The sequence below is a fragment of the Lentilactobacillus kribbianus genome, assembly GCF_013184075.1.
Lineage (GTDB): Bacteria > Bacillota > Bacilli > Lactobacillales > Lactobacillaceae > Lentilactobacillus > Lentilactobacillus kribbianus.
On the sequence record NZ_JABEQQ010000002.1, the window covers coordinates 71,563 to 90,413 of the forward strand.

Consider the following 18,851-nt stretch of genomic DNA (forward strand, 5'->3'; position numbering starts at 1 on the left):
TTGCGACTCAGTCTTTAACTGAATCACAAGCTTTTTTATTATAGTTAAGCTAAAGCACCCATTGGATCCCATGGAGCAAGTACAATTGGTTCACTAGCCTGAATTTCTTGTTGTTCTTTAGAAAGAAGCTTTTTGTTAACCACAATTTGGTAAACAAATTGGTCCATCCAAGCATCGCTCATTACAAAATAACCCTTGTTACCAACTTTTTTACCCCAACTGTTTTCTACTTTCCACTTAGTTGGTTGACCATCAACCAAGTCCACACCGGTGATAACCATGGCATGAGTCATTAGACTTTCACCATAATCTAGTTGAGCTGCCTTAGATAATGAAAGATCAGTATCAAATAATTGATCAGGGGCATAGAGTTTAGTATCCATAATGCCCTTTTTCGAATCAGAACTTTGACCAACATCACTACCAAACCAAACTGTTTCACCATTTTGTAATTGCTTGATGGCTAATTGTTTGAGTTCATCCATTTCTAAGTTTAAATGTTTAACTTGACGTCCGCCTTCAACGTTACCTAACATTTCAATGGTATAAGTTTTGTTGAAAGGTTTATCGGCTGTAGGGGAATTAATTAAAGATACGTAATCACTTAAATCCACTCCCACGTACTTGTTATAGAAGTCTTTGGGGGTCATTTGTTGATCAATATGGTAGTTATTTTCTTTATCACGGTACTCAAAATCAAAACTTTGAGTGGGTTCGCCTAAAGTATAAACTAGCATTCGATAGATATCTTCCATCATTTGAGTTTTAGTAGTAGCAATTTTTGTATCGGTAGCGTTCCCAGCCACTAATTCGCGAAGAACGGCTGCATTATGACGCAGTTTAAGGTTTAAATATTTGTTGAGTTGGGCAGATTTAGAACTGCTAAAAGTTTCTGGCATAGCATACTTAGGAACAATTCCGTATTTTTCAATAATGGCGCAAAGCATATCCCATTGGCCACCATCTTGCTGTGGTGTAGCCATTAACCAAGCTACTTTACGTGAGTCAAGCGGTTCATTGGCTGTTTTTAAGACGTTTTCTAAGAAAAAGTTAGCTTTTTCAAATTTATCCCAAAAATTAACATAATTTTGGGAGAGCTCAAAATCATCACTAACCTTGAATTGAGTCATTAAACGATGGCGCATGGTATTTAAAGCGGCAAACATCCAGCAACGGCCACTTTGTTTTTGATCGGCAACATCACCAGTGGATAGATCAATAGAAAATACTGGGTTCATGGTTGCATCAGAAATAAAATCGGCGCTGGTAGCTAAAATTCCTTGGTGAGTGACAGCGCGTTCTAAAACCTTACTGTCGGCCCGGTTATCTAAATTAGCTTGAAATTGATTAATTTGGTCCAAACTGATTTCACTAGTCATAAGAATTCCTCCGATTTGATTATTTGATAATGGAATACATTGTACCGCGAAATGACAATATAAAAAAGCCGTTTAAAAATAAACGACTTTAAAAATGTTATTATCTAGCTTCTAAGATTTCAGGACCATCTTCATGTCCAACAATGACGGTATTTACCAAGTCTAAGAAGAGACCATGTTCAACGATTCCAGTCATACTGTCAAGATCTTTGGCCAATTCATGGGGATGATCGATGTGGCCCATATGCAAATCAATCACATAATTTTTAGAGTCAGTTAAGACGTGTTGGCCATCTTTCATCCGAAATTCAGGATGGTAACCTTTTGCTTCAAGGCGCTTAAGTAATTGGGTACTACCATAAGGAATCACTTCTAGTGGAAGTGGGAATGAACCTAATTCATCAGCCATTTTACTTTCATCAACGATCCACATATTTTTATCAGAGTTGATTGCTACAATTTTTTCCCAAAGGTGAGCAGCTCCGCCACCCTTGATACCTTGGAAATTTTTATCAATTTGATCAGCACCGTCAATAGTTAAATCAATGTGATCAACGTCGTCAACATCTTTAATAGTAATTCCTAAAGCACGAGCTTGATCAGCGGTCCGATCAGAAGTTGGCACCCCAACAATCGAAAGACCTTCATCAGCCACTCGTCTCCCAAGGGCGTCGACAAGGTATTTAACGGTTGAGCCGGTTCCTAGACCGACAACGGTATTATTTTCCACATATTTAGCAGCAGTTTCACCAACTAGTTGTTTTAGTTCGTCTTGATTCATGTTATTTCCTCCAGTTTAATTGGGTTGAAAGGTTTTACTCATTGCCATTTTGCAAGTTTTATTAAGATTTGTCAATTAATATAAAAGTTGCCGGACTTAGTTTATAATTAAAACTAACGACAAGAAAGGGTGATTTGATGAACCGCGGATTTAAAGTGGTAACCAAGTACCAAGATCAAAAAATTAACTTGCCAAAACGAGCAACGAAAAACGCTGCCGGCTATGATTTTGAAAGTGCTGTTGATATGGTATTACCATCAATTTGGAAATTAAATTTCTTAAAAATCTTAGCAGCTATTCGCCATGAAAAGACAGCCACCACAGCTGAATTAGATGCTGCCAAAAAAGTTTTAAAACCATTTTTGATTCCTACAGGGATTAAGGCATATATGCAAGACAATGAGGTTTTAATTATTGCTAACCGTTCTAGTAATCCACTTAAGCGTGGCATGGTGGTGCCTAATGGTATCGGGGTAATTGATGCTGATTATTATGATAATGAAAGTAACGAAGGCGAAATTTTTGTCCAAATGGTGAATATGGGTATCACTGATATGCATATTCAAAAGGGTGATCGCATTGGACAAGGCATCTTTATGCCGTATTTATTGGCTGATAGTGATGCAAATGATCAAAAACAATCACGTTCTGGCGGCTTTGGTTCGTCCGGACAATAACAGATATTCAGGAGGATTTTTGTGGCAAAAGTAAAAACACAATATGTTTGTCAAAACTGTGGCTACATATCACCCCGTTATTTGGGTCGTTGCCCTAACTGTGGGGAATGGAACACTTTGGTTGAAGAAAAAGTGGCTCCAAGCAAGTCCAGTAGTACTAATACTTTAAGAAGAATTGGTGGTGCGACTACTAAACCGGAATTATTAGGAGAAGTTTCTTTTACTAATGAACAACGTATTAAAACTGATTTGGGAGAACTAAATCGAGTACTAGGAGGGGGCGTGGTCCCGGGTTCGCTAGTACTAATCGGTGGTGACCCTGGTATTGGCAAGTCCACTTTATTATTACAAGTTTCCAGTCAATTAAGTCGTCATGGCAAGATTTTATATGTATCTGGTGAAGAAAGTGCTAGTCAAATTAAGATGCGTGCTCAACGACTAGATATCAATAGTGAACAGCTTTATATTTATCCACAGACAGATATGGACGAAATCAAGGCTACTATTAACGACTTAAAACCGGATGCAGTTATTATTGATTCAGTGCAAACAATGCAGGAGCCAGAAATTCAATCGGCTACTGGTTCGGTAGCCCAAATTAGAGAGGTCACCTCTGATCTGATGAAAATTGCCAAGGGTCAGGGAGTGACAGTTTTTGTTGTGGGTCACGTGACTAAGGGCGGTACCATTGCAGGACCTAAAGTTTTAGAGCATATGGTAGATACTGTTCTTTACTTTGAGGGTGACTTGAATCATTCATATCGCATTTTACGAGCAGTTAAGAACCGTTTTGGTTCTACTAATGAACTGGGAATTTTTGAGATGCGTGAAGGTGGTCTCTATGAAGTAACAAATCCGTCTGAAATTTTCTTAGAAGAACGACTAAAAAACGCTAATGGTTCTGCCATTGTGGTTTCAATGGAAGGGACTCGTCCAATCTTAGTGGAAATTCAAGCCTTAATTACGCCATCAGTTTTTGGTAATGCCCAACGAACGGCTTCTGGTCTAGATCGTAATCGAGTTTCATTAATTATGGCGGTCTTGGAAAAGCGCGCAGGATTACTTTTGCAAAATCAAGATGCTTATTTAAAAGCGGCTGGTGGTGTAAAATTAAATGAGCCAGCGATTGACTTAGCCATGGCTATTAGTATTGCCTCATCTTACAAAGATCGAGGGACAAATCCTGCTGAATGTTACGTAGGTGAAATTGGGTTAACTGGTGAAGTGCGGCGAGTTACTCAAATTGAACAACGAGTGGCTGAAGCAGCTAAGTTAGGATTTGAAAGAATTATTGTACCATCCAATAATTTAAAAGGTTGGACCCCACCAACTGGTATCGAAGTTATTGGGGTAGCCACCTTAGCTCAAGCTATTAAAGTAGCATTGGGCTAGCTGGAAATAGAAAAAAGAAGGTGATCACTTGAAAAGAAAAAATATTGTCAGAATAATTTTTGCAATTGCCGGAGGCGCCATTGGGGCTAGTTATTTCCCCATTTTTTGGATGATTCTTCAGGTTCGTTTTGGTACTTTGATTAATAATACTTTTACAAACGCCATTTTGGGAGCAATTATTTTTTATATTATTTCCTTATTATTAGATGGCCAAGTTTTAAAAGTAGTTGATCGACTAGAAGCAGATTTAGCTAAACAAAATCCGGTTTCTTTGATTTTTGGAACTATCGGGATGATTATTGGTTTAATTGTGGCTATTTTAATTTCCGTTGTTTTATTTAGAGCCCATACCTTTTTTATCAATACTATGATTCCGGTGATCTTGATGCTGATTTTTGGCTATGTGGGGCTACGATTGGGAACCACTCAAAGTGGCCGTTTTCGTCGTTTGTTCACGTCTAAGAAAAAGACTGATGGTAGTTTTGAAAAAGATGGGGAACAAATTATTGATAAGCCACTGGATGAAAATTACCATCATTACAAAATTTTGGATACTAATATTTTGATTGATGGGCGAATCTATGACATCGTCAAAACTGGTTTTTTAGAAGGAACATTGTTAGTACCTAATTTTGTGTTGTATGAATTACAATATATTGCTGATTCCAGTGATAGTGTTAAACGCGTACGGGGTCGTCGAGGGCTAGATATTTTAAACAAATTGCAAAGTGAAAACTTGATGCCCATCGAGGCTTATGAAGGCGATTATGAAGAAATTGATGAAGTTGATAGTAAGTTAATTCAACTCGCTAAAGACGTTAATGGAGTCATTGTTACTAATGACTATAATTTAAACAAGGTTATTCAATTTCAAAACGTGCAAGTCTTTAATATCAATGCTTTGGCTAACGCCTTACGCCAAAAAATTGTGCCCGGACAAAAACTGAATGTGTTAGTTGTTAAAAACGGGACGGAGCGGCAACAAGGGGTAGCTTATTTAGACGATGGTACTATGGTTGTGGTGGAAGATGGTCGTTACTTCTTGAATGAACACTTAGACGTTATTGTTACAAGTGCCATTCAGACTGACGCTGGAAAAATGATTTTTGCCAAACCGGAACACTCCATTAAGGGAATTACTGATAAGCCTGCTAATAATAGCAAAAATGGAAACAGCAATCACAAATCTACCACCAAGACTAAAAAGAATAACAATCATAAATAATCTAGCATCTAAGTGGCTTTATCCTTGAACAACCTTTATTTTTTGGAAACTTCATTGTACACTGGAAACATTGATTATTATTATGATGTAGAAAGAGGCGCTAATAATGGCAAACGATAAAATTCGAGTTCGGTATGCTCCAAGTCCTACTGGACACTTGCATATTGGAAACGCAAGAACAGCCATCTTCAACTATTTATTTGCACGACACAATAAAGGAAAGTTTATTATTCGGATTGAAGATACGGATACTAAACGAAATGTTGCTGATGGTGAACGCAGCCAATTAGAAAATTTGAAATGGTTAGGATTGGATTGGGATGAAGGTCCAGATAATCCAGGTGAATACGGACCATATCGTCAATCAGAACGACAAGGAATTTACCAACCATTAATTCAACAATTATTGGATGAAGATAAAGCTTACGAATCATACAAAACTGAAGAAGAACTCGAAGCTGATCGAGAAGCGCAAAAAGCTCGTGGTGAAATGCCACATTACGAATATGAATATGCTGGAATGAACGAAGAAGAAAAGCAAGCCGCAATTGAGGCAGCTAAGGCTAAGGGACTTAAGCCTGTTATTCGTTTCCGTGTACCAGTTGATCATACTTATGCTTGGGATGATATTGTTAAAGGCAATGTTTCCTTTAATTCCGACAGTATCGGTGGCGATTTTGTTATTGCTAAACGAGATGGCATGCCAACTTATAACTTTGCCGTTGTCGTTGATGATCATATGATGAAGATTAGCCACGTGTTCCGTGGTGATGATCATGTGGCTAACACGCCTAAACAATTGATGATTTATGATGCATTTGGCTGGGATGCTCCTAAGTTTGGTCATATGAGTCTTATTATTAGTGCTGATACCGGTAAAAAATTAAGTAAACGTGATGAAACCGTGCTCCAATTTATCGAACAATATCGTGATTTAGGCTACTTACCAGCAGCCATGTTTAACTTCATTACTTTACTTGGTTGGTCACCAGTTGGTGAAGATGAAATCTTTTCAATTAAGGACTTCATTAAGATGTATGACGAAACTCGTCTAAGTAAGTCACCAGCTAAGTTTGATTCCAAGAAGCTAGAATGGATTAACAATCAATATGTTAAATCTAGTGATGAAGATGTTGTGATGGATTTAGCCTTACAACAACTTATCAAGGCTGGTAATATTGAAGCTGATCCTGATGCTAAGACCATTGAATGGGCTCGTAAATTAATTAATGTTTATAAACAACAAATGAGTTATATGGCCCAAATTAATGAGATGGCGGACGTCTTTTTCCATGAACCAGAAGAAGTTACTGGTGAAGCCTTAGAAGAAATTTCTAATGAAACCGCACCGGTTGTCTTGCATGAGTTGCAAGAACGATTGCCTCAAATTGCTATTTTTGATAAAACTCAAATTTTCCAAATGATTAAACAAATTCAAAAAGATACTGGAATTAAAGGTCGGAAATTGTGGATGCCAATTCGTATTGCCATTACACATGAAATGCACGGTCCTGAATTACCAGAATCAATTGAATTGATTGGTAAAGAAAAATCATTGCAACATGTTGCTCAAACTTTAAAGCAAATTGATAATAAATAATTAATTTTAAAATATTGGTTCACTAATTAATCCCGTTGAATTAACGGGATTTTTTAGTTTCAACGAGGACACCATTGGGAGTCTGCCAAAATTTGTGCTATTATTTTTAATAAATACAGTAAAAACGAGGAGCAGCCATGTTACAAATTTTTAATACCTTAACGCGGCAAAAAGAACCATTTGAACCCTTAAATCCCGGCGTGGTTAATATGTATGTCTGTGGGCCCACGGTCTACAATTACATTCATATTGGTAATGCTAGAAGTGTAATTGCTTTTGATACGATTCGACGGTACCTACAATATCGAGGCTATCAAGTTAATTATGTATCTAACTTTACCGATGTTGACGACAAAATGATTAAGGCAGCCAAGGAAAATAACACAACGGTAGAAGCGATTGCTGATAAATATATTGGGGCCTTTTTTGAAGATGTTAAGGCGTTAAATGTCGAAACGGCCACTGCTAATCCACGAGCTACGGACAATATTGATGGCATTATTGAGTTTATTTCGAACTTAATTGATAACGGTTATGCTTATAACGAAGACGGTAATGTTTATTATCGGGTAAGAAAATTTCCTTCGTATGGAGCTTTATCTCACAAAAATATTGATGATCTAGAAGTAGGTGCTAGTCAACACGTTGACGTTGATAGTGAGTTTGCTGCTAAGGAAGATCCAGTAGACTTTGCTTTGTGGAAAAAAGCTACTGATGGAGAAGTATCATGGCCTTCGCCTTGGGGAAATGGACGACCAGGCTGGCATATTGAATGCTCAGTGATGTCTACTAAATATCTGGGTAACACCATTGATATTCATGGCGGTGGCGAAGATTTAATTTTTCCGCATCATGAAAATGAACGAGCTCAAAGTGAAGCGAAAACTCAGCAACAATTTGTAAAATATTGGATGCATAATGGTTTTGTCACGGTTGGTGATGATAATCAAAAGATGAGTAAATCATTGGGTAACTTTGTGACGGTACATGATTTATTAAAAGAAGTTGATGGCGAAGTGATTCGCTTATTGATGTCAACTACCCACTATCGTCGACCAATTCAATACAATGATGCTAGTTTGCAAGAAGCTAAAAGTAATTTAAAGAAATTGCAAACAGCATTTAACAATTTGAACTACCGAATGGCCGGAGCTGAAGCAGGTAACGATCCTAAAATCGAGCAAGAAGCTCGGCAGGTATTGGCCGATTTTACTGATGCGATGGATGATGATTTTAATGCTCAAAATGGGATTGCGGCAGTATATGAACTTGCCAAATTAGCAAACGTTTATACTAGTCGAGAAGTGGTTTTTGCTGATACCTTGCAATTTTTAATTCATAATTTACAAGACTTAAGCATTATTTTTGGGGTACAACTTCAGGCAGTGGCTCTGGCCGATAGTGAAATTGAGGCATTGATTGCTGAACGAAATCAGGCACGTAAGGATAAGAACTTTATTCGTAGCGATGAAATTCGTGAACAATTAAAGGCTGAGGGCATTATCTTAGAAGATACTCCGCAAGGAACCCGATTCAGAAAGGAATCTTAAACTTTAATGGAAAACTATCAACAACTTAATGGGGTAGCTTTGGCTTATATGGGCGATGGCGCTTATGAGGTCTATATTAGAGCACACCTAATCGAACAAGGCTTAACCAAGCCTAATAAATTACAGCATGTTGCCACTCATTATGTTTCTGCTAAGGCCCAAGCGGCGTTAATTAAACAAATGGAAGCTCAAGATATTTTAAGTGAAACTGAGTGGGATTACTTTAAGCGAGGGAGAAACGCCAAAAGTTATACTCATGCTAAGAATACTGATGTTGTTACTTACCGTATTTCCACCGGTTTTGAAGCATTAATGGGATACTTATATCTTAGTCAACAGACGACACGATTGGCTGAACTAGCACAATGGTGTATTGAACAGGTCGAAGGAGGCAAATTAAGCCATGAAACCAAATGAAACAACACCGACTAATGAAACCGACTTCGTTATTGGCCGTCATCCGGTGGTCTCGGCATTAAAATCAGATCAAGAGGCTAACAAATTATTTTTGCAGACGGGAATTAATGAAAATGAACCGGTGATTGCAACCGCAATTAAGTTAGCTAATAAAAAACGATTAGTAATTTCGAAAGTCCCTAAACAAAAACTAGATCAAATGACCCATCATCAAAATCACCAAGGCATAGTCCTTGGCGTAGCGGCTTTTAAGTACGCTGAGATTGATGATTTGTTTGATAATGCTGCGGCTAAGAATGAAACACCATTCTTGATTATTTTGGATAATATTGAAGATCCCCATAATCTAGGATCTATTATTCGAACTGCCGATGCCGCTGGCGTTCATGGCATTATTATTCCTAAGCATCGAGCAGTAGGGCTAACGGCAACGGTAGCTAAAACTTCGGCTGGTGCGATTGAACGAGTACCCGTTGCCAGAGTGACTAACTTGACAAATACGATTAAAGAGCTTAAAGATCGTGGCGTTTGGATTTTTGGTACTGATATGAAGGGGACTGATTATCGCCGTTGGAATGCTAGCGGCGCTTCAGCCCTAATTATTGGTAATGAAGGCAAAGGAATTTCACCACTAGTGAAAAAACAAGTAGATGAAATGCTAACTATCCCAATGGTTGGCGATATTCAAAGCCTAAACGCCAGTGTGGCGGCTAGCGTCTTAATTTATCAGGGGTATAATACTCGTCACCCGTTAAGCTAGGGGGTCAAAAGATGAAAGAAGATTTATTGATTGTTGATGCCTATAATATGATTGGCAATTGGCCGGAACTTAATAAACTGAAACAGGCTAACCGCTTGGCCGATGCTCGTGATCAATTAATTAAAACTTTATCAGAATATAAAAAATACCGAGATTTAAATATGATTGTGGTCTTTGATGCGATGTATGTTCCCGGTAATTCTAAAAGTTTTGAAAAATATGACATGGAGATCATTTGGACCAGCAAGGATGAAACTGCAGATAGTTATATCGAAGCGTTAGCTCGCCGCAAACAAAGCCGGTTTGTGCAAGTAACGGTTGCCACCAGTGATCAGGCTGAGCAATGGACGGTTTTTGCGGCCGGAGCTTTAAGAATTCCGGCGCGAGAATTACTGGCTGATGTTAAACGAGCAAGAAGTGAAGTTAAACGACAAACTCAGGAAATTTTTGATCAGGGAATTGTTTTTGGTCGAACTACATTTACCCAAAATCAATTACTGGCGTTGGAAAAATTACGGGAAGATTTAAGTCAACGGCATCATGATAATGACTGATATTGATTAATTAATAGTAATGTAGTTTGTGAAAAGCATGTACTACCTGTTAAAACAAGCGTTCGCTTGCTGAAAACGGTTTCGTTATTTACTCTGAGACTACTTTTGAAAAGGGAGTCGTTAAAAATGACGAATGACGAAATTGATTTAATCCAATTAGTGGCTGAGGGTGACAGTTTGGCCTTGAAACAATTATTTTTAATGTACCAACCGGTCGTTAATAGTTTACGCAGTCAATTCTTTATTATTGGTTTTGATAAAGATGATTGGTACCAAGAGGCACGCTTAGTATTGTTTCATTCGGCTCAACGTTTCAATCCGACCAAACAAGTTACCTTTGGCAGTTTTTATAAACGAAATTTGCGAAATCGAATTATTGATTTAATCCGAGCCACTCAGGCTCAAAAAAGAGCTCCTAAAGAGGCGATTGCGTCTTTAGAAGCGCATCCTGATTACTACGATGATTTAGTTATTGATAAAAATAGTGTTTCACCAGAAGCCACAACTGTTTTACATGACTCGTTAAATATGGCCTATCGACGGTTTTCACCATTAGAACAACAAGCATTTTTAGCAATGCTGTCCCAAACTAATGTATCGCCGCAATCCAGAGCAGTAGTGAACGCGTTTGAACGGTGTAAACACAAGTATCGAGATAGCATTGATTGACGTTGTTGCTAATCAATGCTAGAATACTTAATGATTGTCAGGAGGAAGTTAAATGGCTCACAAAAAAGTAGCATTAGCTTGTTCGGTTTGCGGGTCAAGAAATTATACGATTCCTGCCAAACCGGGGCGAACAAGTCGATTAGAAGTAAAAAAGTTTTGTAAACATTGTGGCGGTTATACGCTGCATCGAGAGACCAAGTAACCTAAGGAGGAGACATCTTGAAATTAATTAATTTCTTTAAAAGCGTTGTTCAAGAAATGAAAGAAGTAACATGGCCAAATGCCGCTCAAACACGGCGAGATACATCCACTGTTGTGGGCACATCTATTATTATGGCTGCCTTCTTAGGCTTCTTTGATTGGTTGTTTCAATGGTTGATCTCGTTTATGGCGTAGTCATCTTAAAAAATGTTTGCTATAATATAAATATGAGTTGTCGAACCTGTATTCATACAGGTTTTTTTATTTGATTTCATTTAGTAAAGGAGAACAATATGGTCGAATCAGCTGAAAAACAATGGTATGTGTTACATACATATTCTGGATACGAAAATAAAGTTAAAATGAACCTAGATAGTCGAAAACAATCTATGGGAATGGAAGACAATATTTTTCGCGTAGTTGTGCCAGAACAAGAAGAACATGAAACCACTAAAAGTGGGGAAGATAAAATTAAAATGGATAAAACTTTCCCAGGCTACGTGCTAGTAGAAATGGTTATGACAGATCAAGCTTGGTATGTGGTTCGTAATACTCCAGGAGTTACTGGATTTGTGGGTTCTCATGGTCAAGGTAGTAAGCCCACTCCATTATTACCAGATGAAATTGATCACGTTTTGAAGATGATCGGCATGAATGCCCGTCATGAACAATTGGACGTTGAAGAAGGCGATACGGTTAAAGTGGTTGACGGCGCCTTTACTGGTTTAACTGGTCAAGTAACCGAAATTGATAATGAAAAGATGCGTTTGAAGGTTAATATTGATATGTTTGGTCGAGAAACCAGTACTGAATTGAAATTTAACCAAATCGATCCAATTATCTAATAAAAATTGTCGAAACTAAAAAGTTATGGTATACTCATGTAGTATGTTTTTTGCATACGATAAACGTGGGAGGAGAAATTTTAATCTCCAATTACCACACACGGACTTAAGGAGGTATGTCTCGTGGCTAAAAAAGTAGCTAACATTGTTAAATTACAAATCCCTGCGGGCAAAGCAACACCTGCCCCTCCAGTTGGACCAGCTTTAGGTCAAGCAGGTATCAACATCATGGGCTTTACTAAGGAATTTAACGCACGTACTGCTGATCAAGCAGGTATGATCATTCCAGTTGTTATTTCTGTGTATGAAGATCGTTCGTTTGATTTCATTACTAAGACCCCACCTGCCGCTGTTTTGCTCAAGAAAGCTGCTGGCGTTGAACATGGTTCTGGCGAACCTAACACTAACAAGGTTGCAACTGTAACCAAGGATCAAGTGAAAGAAATCGCTGAAACTAAAATGCAAGACCTTAACGCAGCTGACGTTGAAGCAGCTATGCGTATGATTGAAGGTACTGCACGAAGCATGGGCTTCGTTGTTGAAGGTTAATTTTATTTAACCCAAAAATGTACCTACGATGCGTTGCTGACGCGTCACGTGGGAGGTTTAACCGTTATACCACAATGCAAGGAGGAAAACACACATGGCTCGTAAACGAGGAAAACAATATCAAGATGCTGTAAAGCAAATTGATCAAGATAAGAAATACGCTTTGTCAGAAGCAGTTGAGTTAGTTAAAAAAATTGACTTTGCTAAATTTGACGATACAGTAAGTATCGCATTTAAATTAAACGTTGATACTAAACAAGCTGATCAACAACTACGGGGAGCAGTTGTTCTACCTAATGGTACTGGTAAAGAACAAACTGTTGTCGTATTTGCAAAGGGTGATAAGGCTAAAGAAGCCGAAGCAGCCGGTGCAGACTTTGTTGGTGAAGCTGACTTAGTTGAAAAAATTCAAGATGGCTGGTTGGACTTTGACGTTGCTATCGCTACTCCAGACATGATGGCTCAAGTTGGTCGTCTTGGTCGAGTATTGGGACCTAAAGGTTTGATGCCAAACCCTAAGACTGGTACTGTTACTATGGATGTAACGAAGGCCGTTTCAGACTCTAAAGCTGGTAAGGTTACTTACCGGACTGACCGTGACGGAAACGTTGCTGTCCCAGTTGGTAAGGTATCATTTGATGCCGACAAATTGGCTGGTAACATTAAGACCATTGCTGACGTTATTGTTCGTGCCCGTCCAGCTGCTGTTCGTGGTACTTACATCCAAAACGTTTCGATTTCATCAACATTCGGCCCTGGTGTCGAACTTGATATCGACGCAATGTAATTCTTAGCACTAGTTGGAATTAATTCTCGAAAAAATCCCTATATTGACGATAGTCAAACCATGTGGTATGATTCTATCTGTTATATATCTGCCCTAAGACTCAGGAGGCGCAAGCCTTAATTATTCCTGCCGAGGAAAAAGTTTCTTTCCTATGTCTTTTTGGCGGCATAGGGATTTTTTTATTAAATCCCAACGAAAATTTTGGGAGGTGAAATTCGTGAGTGAACAAGCTATTGCTACTAAAGCTAAATTAGTTGATGAAGTTGTTGAAAAATTCAATAACGCATCATCAGTTGTTGTAGTTGACTACCGGGGACTTACTGTTGCCGAAGTTACTGAATTACGTAAGCAATTACGTGAATCTGGCGTTTCAATGAAAGTTATCAAAAACAAGATTTTGACACGCGCTGCAGAAAAAGCTGGCTTTGATGATTTAAAGGATACATTTGTTGGACCAACTGCTATTGCATTTGGTTCTGACGATCCAATCGCTGCCGCTAAGGTAATGCACAACTTCTCTAAGACTGCTAAAGCCTTGGAACTTAAAGGTGGTATTATCGACGGCAAGGTTGCTTCAGTAGAAGAAATTGCTACCTACGCTACTTTACCAAGTCGCGAAGAACTATTGTCTACATTGGCAAATATTCTTCAAGCACCTGTACGTAACGTTGCATACGCCGTTAAGGCAGTTGCAGAAAAAAAAGAATCTGACGATGGCGACGCTGCCTAGTCAACAATAAATTCCAATTATATGGAGGAAAATACAATGGCTTTTGATAAAGACAACATTATTGCTCAATTAAAAGAAGCTTCAATTACTGACTTAAACGACTTAGTTAGCTCAATCGAAGAAGAATTCGGTGTTTCAGCTGCTGCTCCTGTAGCTGCTGCTGGTGCTGCTGGTGCTGATGATGGCGCTAAGGATTCTTACGATGTTGAATTGACTGAATCTGGTGACCAAAAGGTTAAGGCTATTAAGGCCGTTCGTGAAATCACTGGTCTTGGCTTGAAAGATGCTAAAGGTCTTGTTGATGGCGTACCTTCAATCATCAAAGAAGGCGTTTCTGAAGACGAAGCTAACGACATCAAGGCTAAACTTGAAGAAGTTGGTGGCGTAGTTACTCTTAAGTAATTTCGCTAAAAAAGTCTACCACTATGGTAGGCTTTTTTTATTTGCCAAAAAATTCAATTAAGTGCAAAATAGGTTCATACATAGATAATTGGAGGAAGTAGAATGTCAGTTTTGGTATTAGGTGGTGCTGGTTACATTGGTTCTCATACGGTGGATCGTTTAGTGGAAGCCGGCGAAGATGTAGCGGTAGTTGATAACTTAATTACTGGTCACCGTCAATCCGTTAATTCAAAAGCTCGTTTTTATGAAGGTGATGTCCGAGATAAAGAATTTATGAATCAAGTTTTTGATCAAGAAAATGTTGAAGGGGTGATTCATTTTGCCGCTTTTTCAATTGTTCCAGAATCGATGCAAGAACCGTTAAAATATTTCGATAATAATACTGGTGGCGTTATTACTCTGTTAGAAGTAATGAAAGATCACGATGTTAAAAAAATTGTTTTTTCTTCTACAGCTGCTACTTATGGTGAGCCCAAATCAGTTCCTATTAGTGAAAATGCGGATCAAGAGCCCACTAATCCCTATGGTGCTAGCAAGTTAATGATGGAACAAATTATGCATTGGTGTGACGTTGCGTATGGAATTAAGTTTGTAGCATTACGTTATTTCAATGTGGCCGGTGCTAAAGCAGACGGTAGCATTGGTGAAGATCATCATCCAGAAACGCACCTGGTACCAATTATTTTAGAGGTGGCTGCTGGTAAACGCGATAAATTAATTATTTACGGTAATGATTACGATACGGCTGATGGCACTTGTATTCGTGACTACGTGCACGTTATGGACTTAGCAGATGCCCATATTTTAGCGTTAAATTATTTGCGAGAAGGTAATAATAGTCAGGCGTTTAATTTAGGCTCATCAACCGGTTTTTCTAACTTGGAAATGTTACAAGCGGCTCGTAAAGCAACTGGTCAACCAATTCCAGCGGAAATGGGACCAAGACGAGCTGGTGATCCTAGTACGCTAGTGGCAGCTAGTCAGGCTGCTCGAGAGATTTTAAATTGGCAACCACAATATGATGACGTCGAGTCAATCATTGCGACAGCTTGGCAATGGACTCAAACCCATCCTAATGGTTATGAAGATTAAAAAAACACCGCTATCTTTAAGATAGTGGTGTTTTTTATTTATTTTTTACCAAAATTATAGTCATCATCTTCCATTGATTCAACTTGTCCCAGTAGGTATCCATTACCCACTTGAGAAAAGAAGTCGTGGTTAGCGGTAGTAGTAGAAATACCGTTCATAACAATTGGATTTACGTCTTCGTTAGTGTCCGGAAAGAGTGGATCTTGGCCAAGGTTCATAAGGGCCTTATTAGCATTATAACGGATGAAAGTTAAAACATCTTCAGTCCAACCAACTTGGTCGTAAAGTAAGTGGGTGTATTTTTCTTCGTTTCCGTATAAGCGGTACATAAAGTCGTACATCCAATCTTTCATTTCGCTTTGTTCCTGTTCTGATAATTGGTTAAAACCAATTTGAAATTTATAACCAATATAGGTACCGTGCACAGATTCATCTCGTAAAATTAATTTAATGATTTCAGCCACATTAGCCAGTTTATTGTGACCGAGATACCAAAGTGGTGTGTAAAAGCCTGAGTAAAAGAGGAAGGTTTCTAGAAAAACGCTGGCGACCTTTTTCTTTAGGGGATTGGTTTCGTTTTGATAAATATCTTTAATTTTAATAGTTTTATTTTGTAAGAATTCTTCAGTATCAGTCCAATCAAAAATTTCATCAATTTCTTCTGGTGAATTAAGGGTGGAAAAAATGGATGAATAACTTTTGGCATGAACGGATTCCATGAATTGAATATTATTCAAGACTGCAGTTTCATGCATTGTCACGGTGTTTTTACGTAAAGAAGCCATACCTTCTTGAGATTGGAGGGTATCGAGTAAGGTTAATCCACCAAACACATGACCAACTACCCATTTATGATCATCATCCAACGTCCGCCAGTCGCCAAGATCATTAGACAATGGAATTCGGGTATCTAACCAAAATTGTTCGGTTAATTTTTCCCAAGTGGCTTTGTCAATGGCATCATCGACTGCGTTCCAATTAATTGCACGATAATTTTCTGTCATAATTTACTCCTTAGATTACACAACTTTCACATTGATTAGCCCCGACTTCTTCGTTATTGTCGGTAAACGTTCGAATGTAATAAATTGATTTAATACCCTTATTATGGGCGTAGTTTCTTAAAATGTTTAAATCCCGAGTGGTCATTTTATCGGTTCGACCATTTTTCCATTCATATAGTCCAGCGGGAATGGTTGACCGCATGAATAGGGTCATACTCATTCCTTGATCAACGTGTTCTTGAGCGGCGGCATAAATATCAATTACTTTACGCATGTCAATATCATAAGCTGATTGATAATATGGCAAGGTATCGTTAGAAAGATAAGGAGCTGGATAATAGATTTTACCGATCTTAGATTCCTGGCGTTCTTCAATGCGATTAATAATCGGTTGTAGACTAGCCGAAGTATCATTGATATATGAAATAGAACCGTTGGGAGCCACGGCCAATCGATTTTGGTGATAAAGACCATCTTGCATGACTGCTTGTTGTAGAGCGCGCCAATCATTTTCGGTAGGGATAAAGATATCACCAAATAATGCTTTTATTTTATCAGAAACTGGAGCGTATGACTGGTTTAAGTACTTAGTAAAGTAACTGCCATCGGCATATTTGCTCTTAGAAAAATCAACAAAGGTTTCGTTTCGTTCTTTGGCAATTTGATTAGAAGCTTTTAGTGTCCAGTAATTTAATAACATAAAATAAGTATTAGTAAATTCAATTGACTCTTTAGAACCATAATCAATATGATTATGAGCTAAGAAACTATGAAGCCCCATGGCTCCTAAACCAATTGAATGAGCTTCGCGGTTACCTTTTTGAATGGAAGGTACCACGTCAATATTTGAGTTATCAGTGACAAAAGTTAAGGCACGGACCATCGCTTCAACCGAGTGACCAAAATCTGGTGAAGTCATTAGGTTATTAATATTTGTAGATCCTAAATTACAAGAAACATCTTTACCTAACTGAGTATATTCTTGCCGATCGTTAACGGTAGAAGGAGTTTGTACCTGTAAAATTTCAGAACATAGATTACTCATAGTAATCTTACCATTAATTGGGTTAGTTTGATTAGCCGTATCAATATTAATTACGTAAGGATAACCCGATTCCTGTTGTAATTTACTAATTTCGTTTTCTAAATCACGGGCTTTAATTTTTGTTTTTTTAATTTTGTCATTAGCCACTAAGTGATCGTATTCTTTAGTGATATCAATGTAAGCAAATGGCTGACCATACTCACGTTCAACATCATATGGGCTAAATAGATACATATCTGCATTTTTTTCGGCCAGTTCATAAAACTTATCCGGAACAATGACACCTAAGGATAGTGTTTTTAAACGAATTTTTTCGTCGGCATTTTCCTTTTTAGCTCCCAAAAAGGAAATAATATCAGGATGAAACAGATTTAAATAAACTACGCCGGCACCTTGACGTTGTCCCAATTGATTAGAGTATGAAAAACTATCTTCTAGTAACTTCATAACTGGCACAACCCCAGAAGCGGCATTTTCAATATGTTTAATAGGGTCGCCAGCAGCCCGTAGATTAGTTAAATTAATGCCAACCCCGCCACCAATTCGGGAAAGTTGTAATGCTGAGTTAATTGTGCGGCCAATCGTATTCATGTTATCTGTAGTTTGAATTAAGAAACAAGAAACTAGCTCACCACGTCGCTTGCGCCCAGCATTTAAAAAACTAGGGGTGGCTGGTTGATAACGTTGATTAATGATTTCAGCGGCAAGATCCATTGCTAACTGTTGGTCGCCATTAGCAAAGTAAAGGGCGTTAACAGCAGCCCGATCGATAAAACTTTCTAAATAGTGTTGATTATCATCAGTTTTTAGCGCATATTGTGCGTAAAACTTGTAAGCAGCCATAAATGATTTGAAGTGAAAATCCGTTTCATTTAAGTAAGCATATAGCTTTTCAATGAACTCAAACGGATATTTGTTAACAAAATCAGCCTCATAGTATTGGTTATCTATTAAGTAGTCGAATCGTTCTTGTAACGAGTCAAACTGTACCATGTTGGGTGCAACGTTTTCTTTTAAAAAGGCAGCCAAGGCTTCTTGGTCTTTTTGTAATGGAATTTGACCATTAACAGGGATATTAATTTGGTTATTTAAATCAAAGTAAGTAACATTTTCTAATTTGCTTAATGACATTGAAAAACCCGCTTTCGTTTATTAAAAAAAATAAGCGATCCCAAATTTTGGTTTCGCCTGT

21 protein-coding genes and 1 other annotated feature are annotated in these 18,851 nt (G+C 38.1%); of the genes, 17 read left to right on the forward strand and 4 right to left on the reverse strand.

Annotated elements, in window-relative coordinates:
* Positions 1-44: 44 nt before the first annotated feature.
* The gene (locus HII32_RS05020; RefSeq protein WP_172188967.1) at positions 45-1,379 is read right to left on the reverse strand and encodes a C1 family peptidase; all 1,335 of its coding nucleotides are present in this window, start codon (positions 1,377-1,379) and stop codon (positions 45-47) included.
* A gap of 100 nt (positions 1,380-1,479) precedes the next feature.
* A complete protein-coding gene (gene rpiA / locus HII32_RS05025) occupies positions 1,480-2,160 on the reverse strand; it encodes a ribose-5-phosphate isomerase RpiA (protein WP_172188969.1) in 681 nt (226 codons plus the stop codon).
* Positions 2,161-2,297: 137 nt separating this feature from the next.
* Between rpiA and HII32_RS05030 the strand changes: the two genes are divergently transcribed.
* The 17 genes from HII32_RS05030 (at position 2,298) to galE (ending at position 15,610) form a co-directional block, all read left to right on the forward strand.
* Positions 2,298-2,837 (forward strand): dCTP deaminase/dUTPase family protein, encoded by a 540-nt coding sequence (locus HII32_RS05030; RefSeq protein WP_172188971.1) that lies wholly within the window; start codon positions 2,298-2,300, stop codon positions 2,835-2,837.
* Positions 2,838-2,858: 21 nt separating this feature from the next.
* Complete coding sequence (gene radA, locus HII32_RS05035) at positions 2,859-4,229, forward strand: DNA repair protein RadA (protein WP_172188973.1); 1,371 nt, start codon at positions 2,859-2,861, stop codon at positions 4,227-4,229.
* Positions 4,230-4,257: 28 nt separating this feature from the next.
* The gene (locus HII32_RS05040; protein WP_172188975.1) at positions 4,258-5,454 is read left to right on the forward strand and encodes a PIN/TRAM domain-containing protein; all 1,197 of its coding nucleotides are present in this window, start codon (positions 4,258-4,260) and stop codon (positions 5,452-5,454) included.
* Between the two features lie 106 nt (positions 5,455-5,560).
* The gene (gene gltX / locus HII32_RS05045; protein ID WP_172188977.1) at positions 5,561-7,054 is read left to right on the forward strand and encodes a glutamate--tRNA ligase; all 1,494 of its coding nucleotides are present in this window, start codon (positions 5,561-5,563) and stop codon (positions 7,052-7,054) included.
* Positions 7,055-7,191: 137 nt separating this feature from the next.
* Entirely contained in the window at positions 7,192-8,604 is a 1,413-nt protein-coding gene (gene cysS / locus HII32_RS05050; protein ID WP_172188979.1) for a cysteine--tRNA ligase, read from the forward strand.
* A 6-nt stretch (positions 8,605-8,610) separates the two neighbouring features.
* On the forward strand, positions 8,611-9,021 hold the full coding sequence (locus HII32_RS05055) for a Mini-ribonuclease 3 (protein WP_172188981.1): 411 nt from the start codon (positions 8,611-8,613) through the stop codon (positions 9,019-9,021).
* On the forward strand, positions 9,008-9,781 hold the full coding sequence (gene rlmB, locus HII32_RS05060) for a 23S rRNA (guanosine(2251)-2'-O)-methyltransferase RlmB (RefSeq protein ID WP_172188983.1): 774 nt from the start codon (positions 9,008-9,010) through the stop codon (positions 9,779-9,781). The genes HII32_RS05055 and rlmB overlap by 14 nt, the downstream gene beginning before the upstream one ends.
* A gap of 11 nt (positions 9,782-9,792) precedes the next feature.
* Positions 9,793-10,335 (forward strand): YacP-like NYN domain-containing protein, encoded by a 543-nt coding sequence (locus tag HII32_RS05065; RefSeq protein WP_172188985.1) that lies wholly within the window; start codon positions 9,793-9,795, stop codon positions 10,333-10,335.
* 126 nt (positions 10,336-10,461) lie between these two features.
* Positions 10,462-11,004: a sigma-70 family RNA polymerase sigma factor gene (locus HII32_RS05070; RefSeq protein WP_172188987.1), complete on the forward strand. Its 543-nt coding sequence runs from the start codon at positions 10,462-10,464 to the stop codon at positions 11,002-11,004.
* A 52-nt stretch (positions 11,005-11,056) separates the two neighbouring features.
* Positions 11,057-11,206: a 50S ribosomal protein L33 gene (gene rpmG, locus HII32_RS05075; RefSeq protein WP_172188989.1), complete on the forward strand. Its 150-nt coding sequence runs from the start codon at positions 11,057-11,059 to the stop codon at positions 11,204-11,206.
* Positions 11,207-11,223: 17 nt separating this feature from the next.
* On the forward strand, positions 11,224-11,400 hold the full coding sequence (gene secE / locus HII32_RS05080) for a preprotein translocase subunit SecE (RefSeq protein ID WP_172188991.1): 177 nt from the start codon (positions 11,224-11,226) through the stop codon (positions 11,398-11,400).
* A gap of 98 nt (positions 11,401-11,498) precedes the next feature.
* The gene (gene nusG / locus HII32_RS05085; RefSeq protein ID WP_172188993.1) at positions 11,499-12,050 is read left to right on the forward strand and encodes a transcription termination/antitermination protein NusG; all 552 of its coding nucleotides are present in this window, start codon (positions 11,499-11,501) and stop codon (positions 12,048-12,050) included.
* Between the two features lie 123 nt (positions 12,051-12,173).
* The gene (gene rplK, locus HII32_RS05090) at positions 12,174-12,599 is read left to right on the forward strand and encodes a 50S ribosomal protein L11 (protein WP_172188995.1); all 426 of its coding nucleotides are present in this window, start codon (positions 12,174-12,176) and stop codon (positions 12,597-12,599) included.
* A 94-nt stretch (positions 12,600-12,693) separates the two neighbouring features.
* Positions 12,694-13,386 (forward strand): 50S ribosomal protein L1, encoded by a 693-nt coding sequence (gene rplA, locus HII32_RS05095; protein ID WP_172188997.1) that lies wholly within the window; start codon positions 12,694-12,696, stop codon positions 13,384-13,386.
* A 74-nt stretch (positions 13,387-13,460) separates the two neighbouring features.
* Positions 13,461-13,575: a sequence feature (ribosomal protein L10 leader region), on the forward strand.
* 28 nt (positions 13,576-13,603) lie between these two features.
* Positions 13,604-14,116 (forward strand): 50S ribosomal protein L10, encoded by a 513-nt coding sequence (gene rplJ / locus HII32_RS05100; RefSeq protein WP_343034665.1) that lies wholly within the window; start codon positions 13,604-13,606, stop codon positions 14,114-14,116.
* A 36-nt stretch (positions 14,117-14,152) separates the two neighbouring features.
* Positions 14,153-14,518, forward strand: coding sequence for a 50S ribosomal protein L7/L12 (rplL, locus tag HII32_RS05105; protein ID WP_172189001.1), 366 nt, complete (start codon positions 14,153-14,155; stop codon positions 14,516-14,518).
* Positions 14,519-14,620: 102 nt separating this feature from the next.
* Complete coding sequence (gene galE, locus HII32_RS05110) at positions 14,621-15,610, forward strand: UDP-glucose 4-epimerase GalE (protein WP_172189003.1); 990 nt, start codon at positions 14,621-14,623, stop codon at positions 15,608-15,610.
* Between the two features lie 38 nt (positions 15,611-15,648).
* Here the strand turns inward: galE and nrdF are convergent, their stop codons facing one another.
* Entirely contained in the window at positions 15,649-16,614 is a 966-nt protein-coding gene (gene nrdF / locus HII32_RS05115) for a class 1b ribonucleoside-diphosphate reductase subunit beta (RefSeq protein WP_172189005.1), read from the reverse strand.
* A gap of 10 nt (positions 16,615-16,624) precedes the next feature.
* Positions 16,625-18,790 carry a class 1b ribonucleoside-diphosphate reductase subunit alpha gene (gene nrdE, locus HII32_RS05120; RefSeq protein ID WP_172189007.1) on the reverse strand — a complete coding sequence of 722 codons (2,166 nt, stop codon included), beginning with the start codon at positions 18,788-18,790 and terminating at the stop codon, positions 16,625-16,627.
* Between the last annotated feature and the right edge of the window lie 61 nt (positions 18,791-18,851).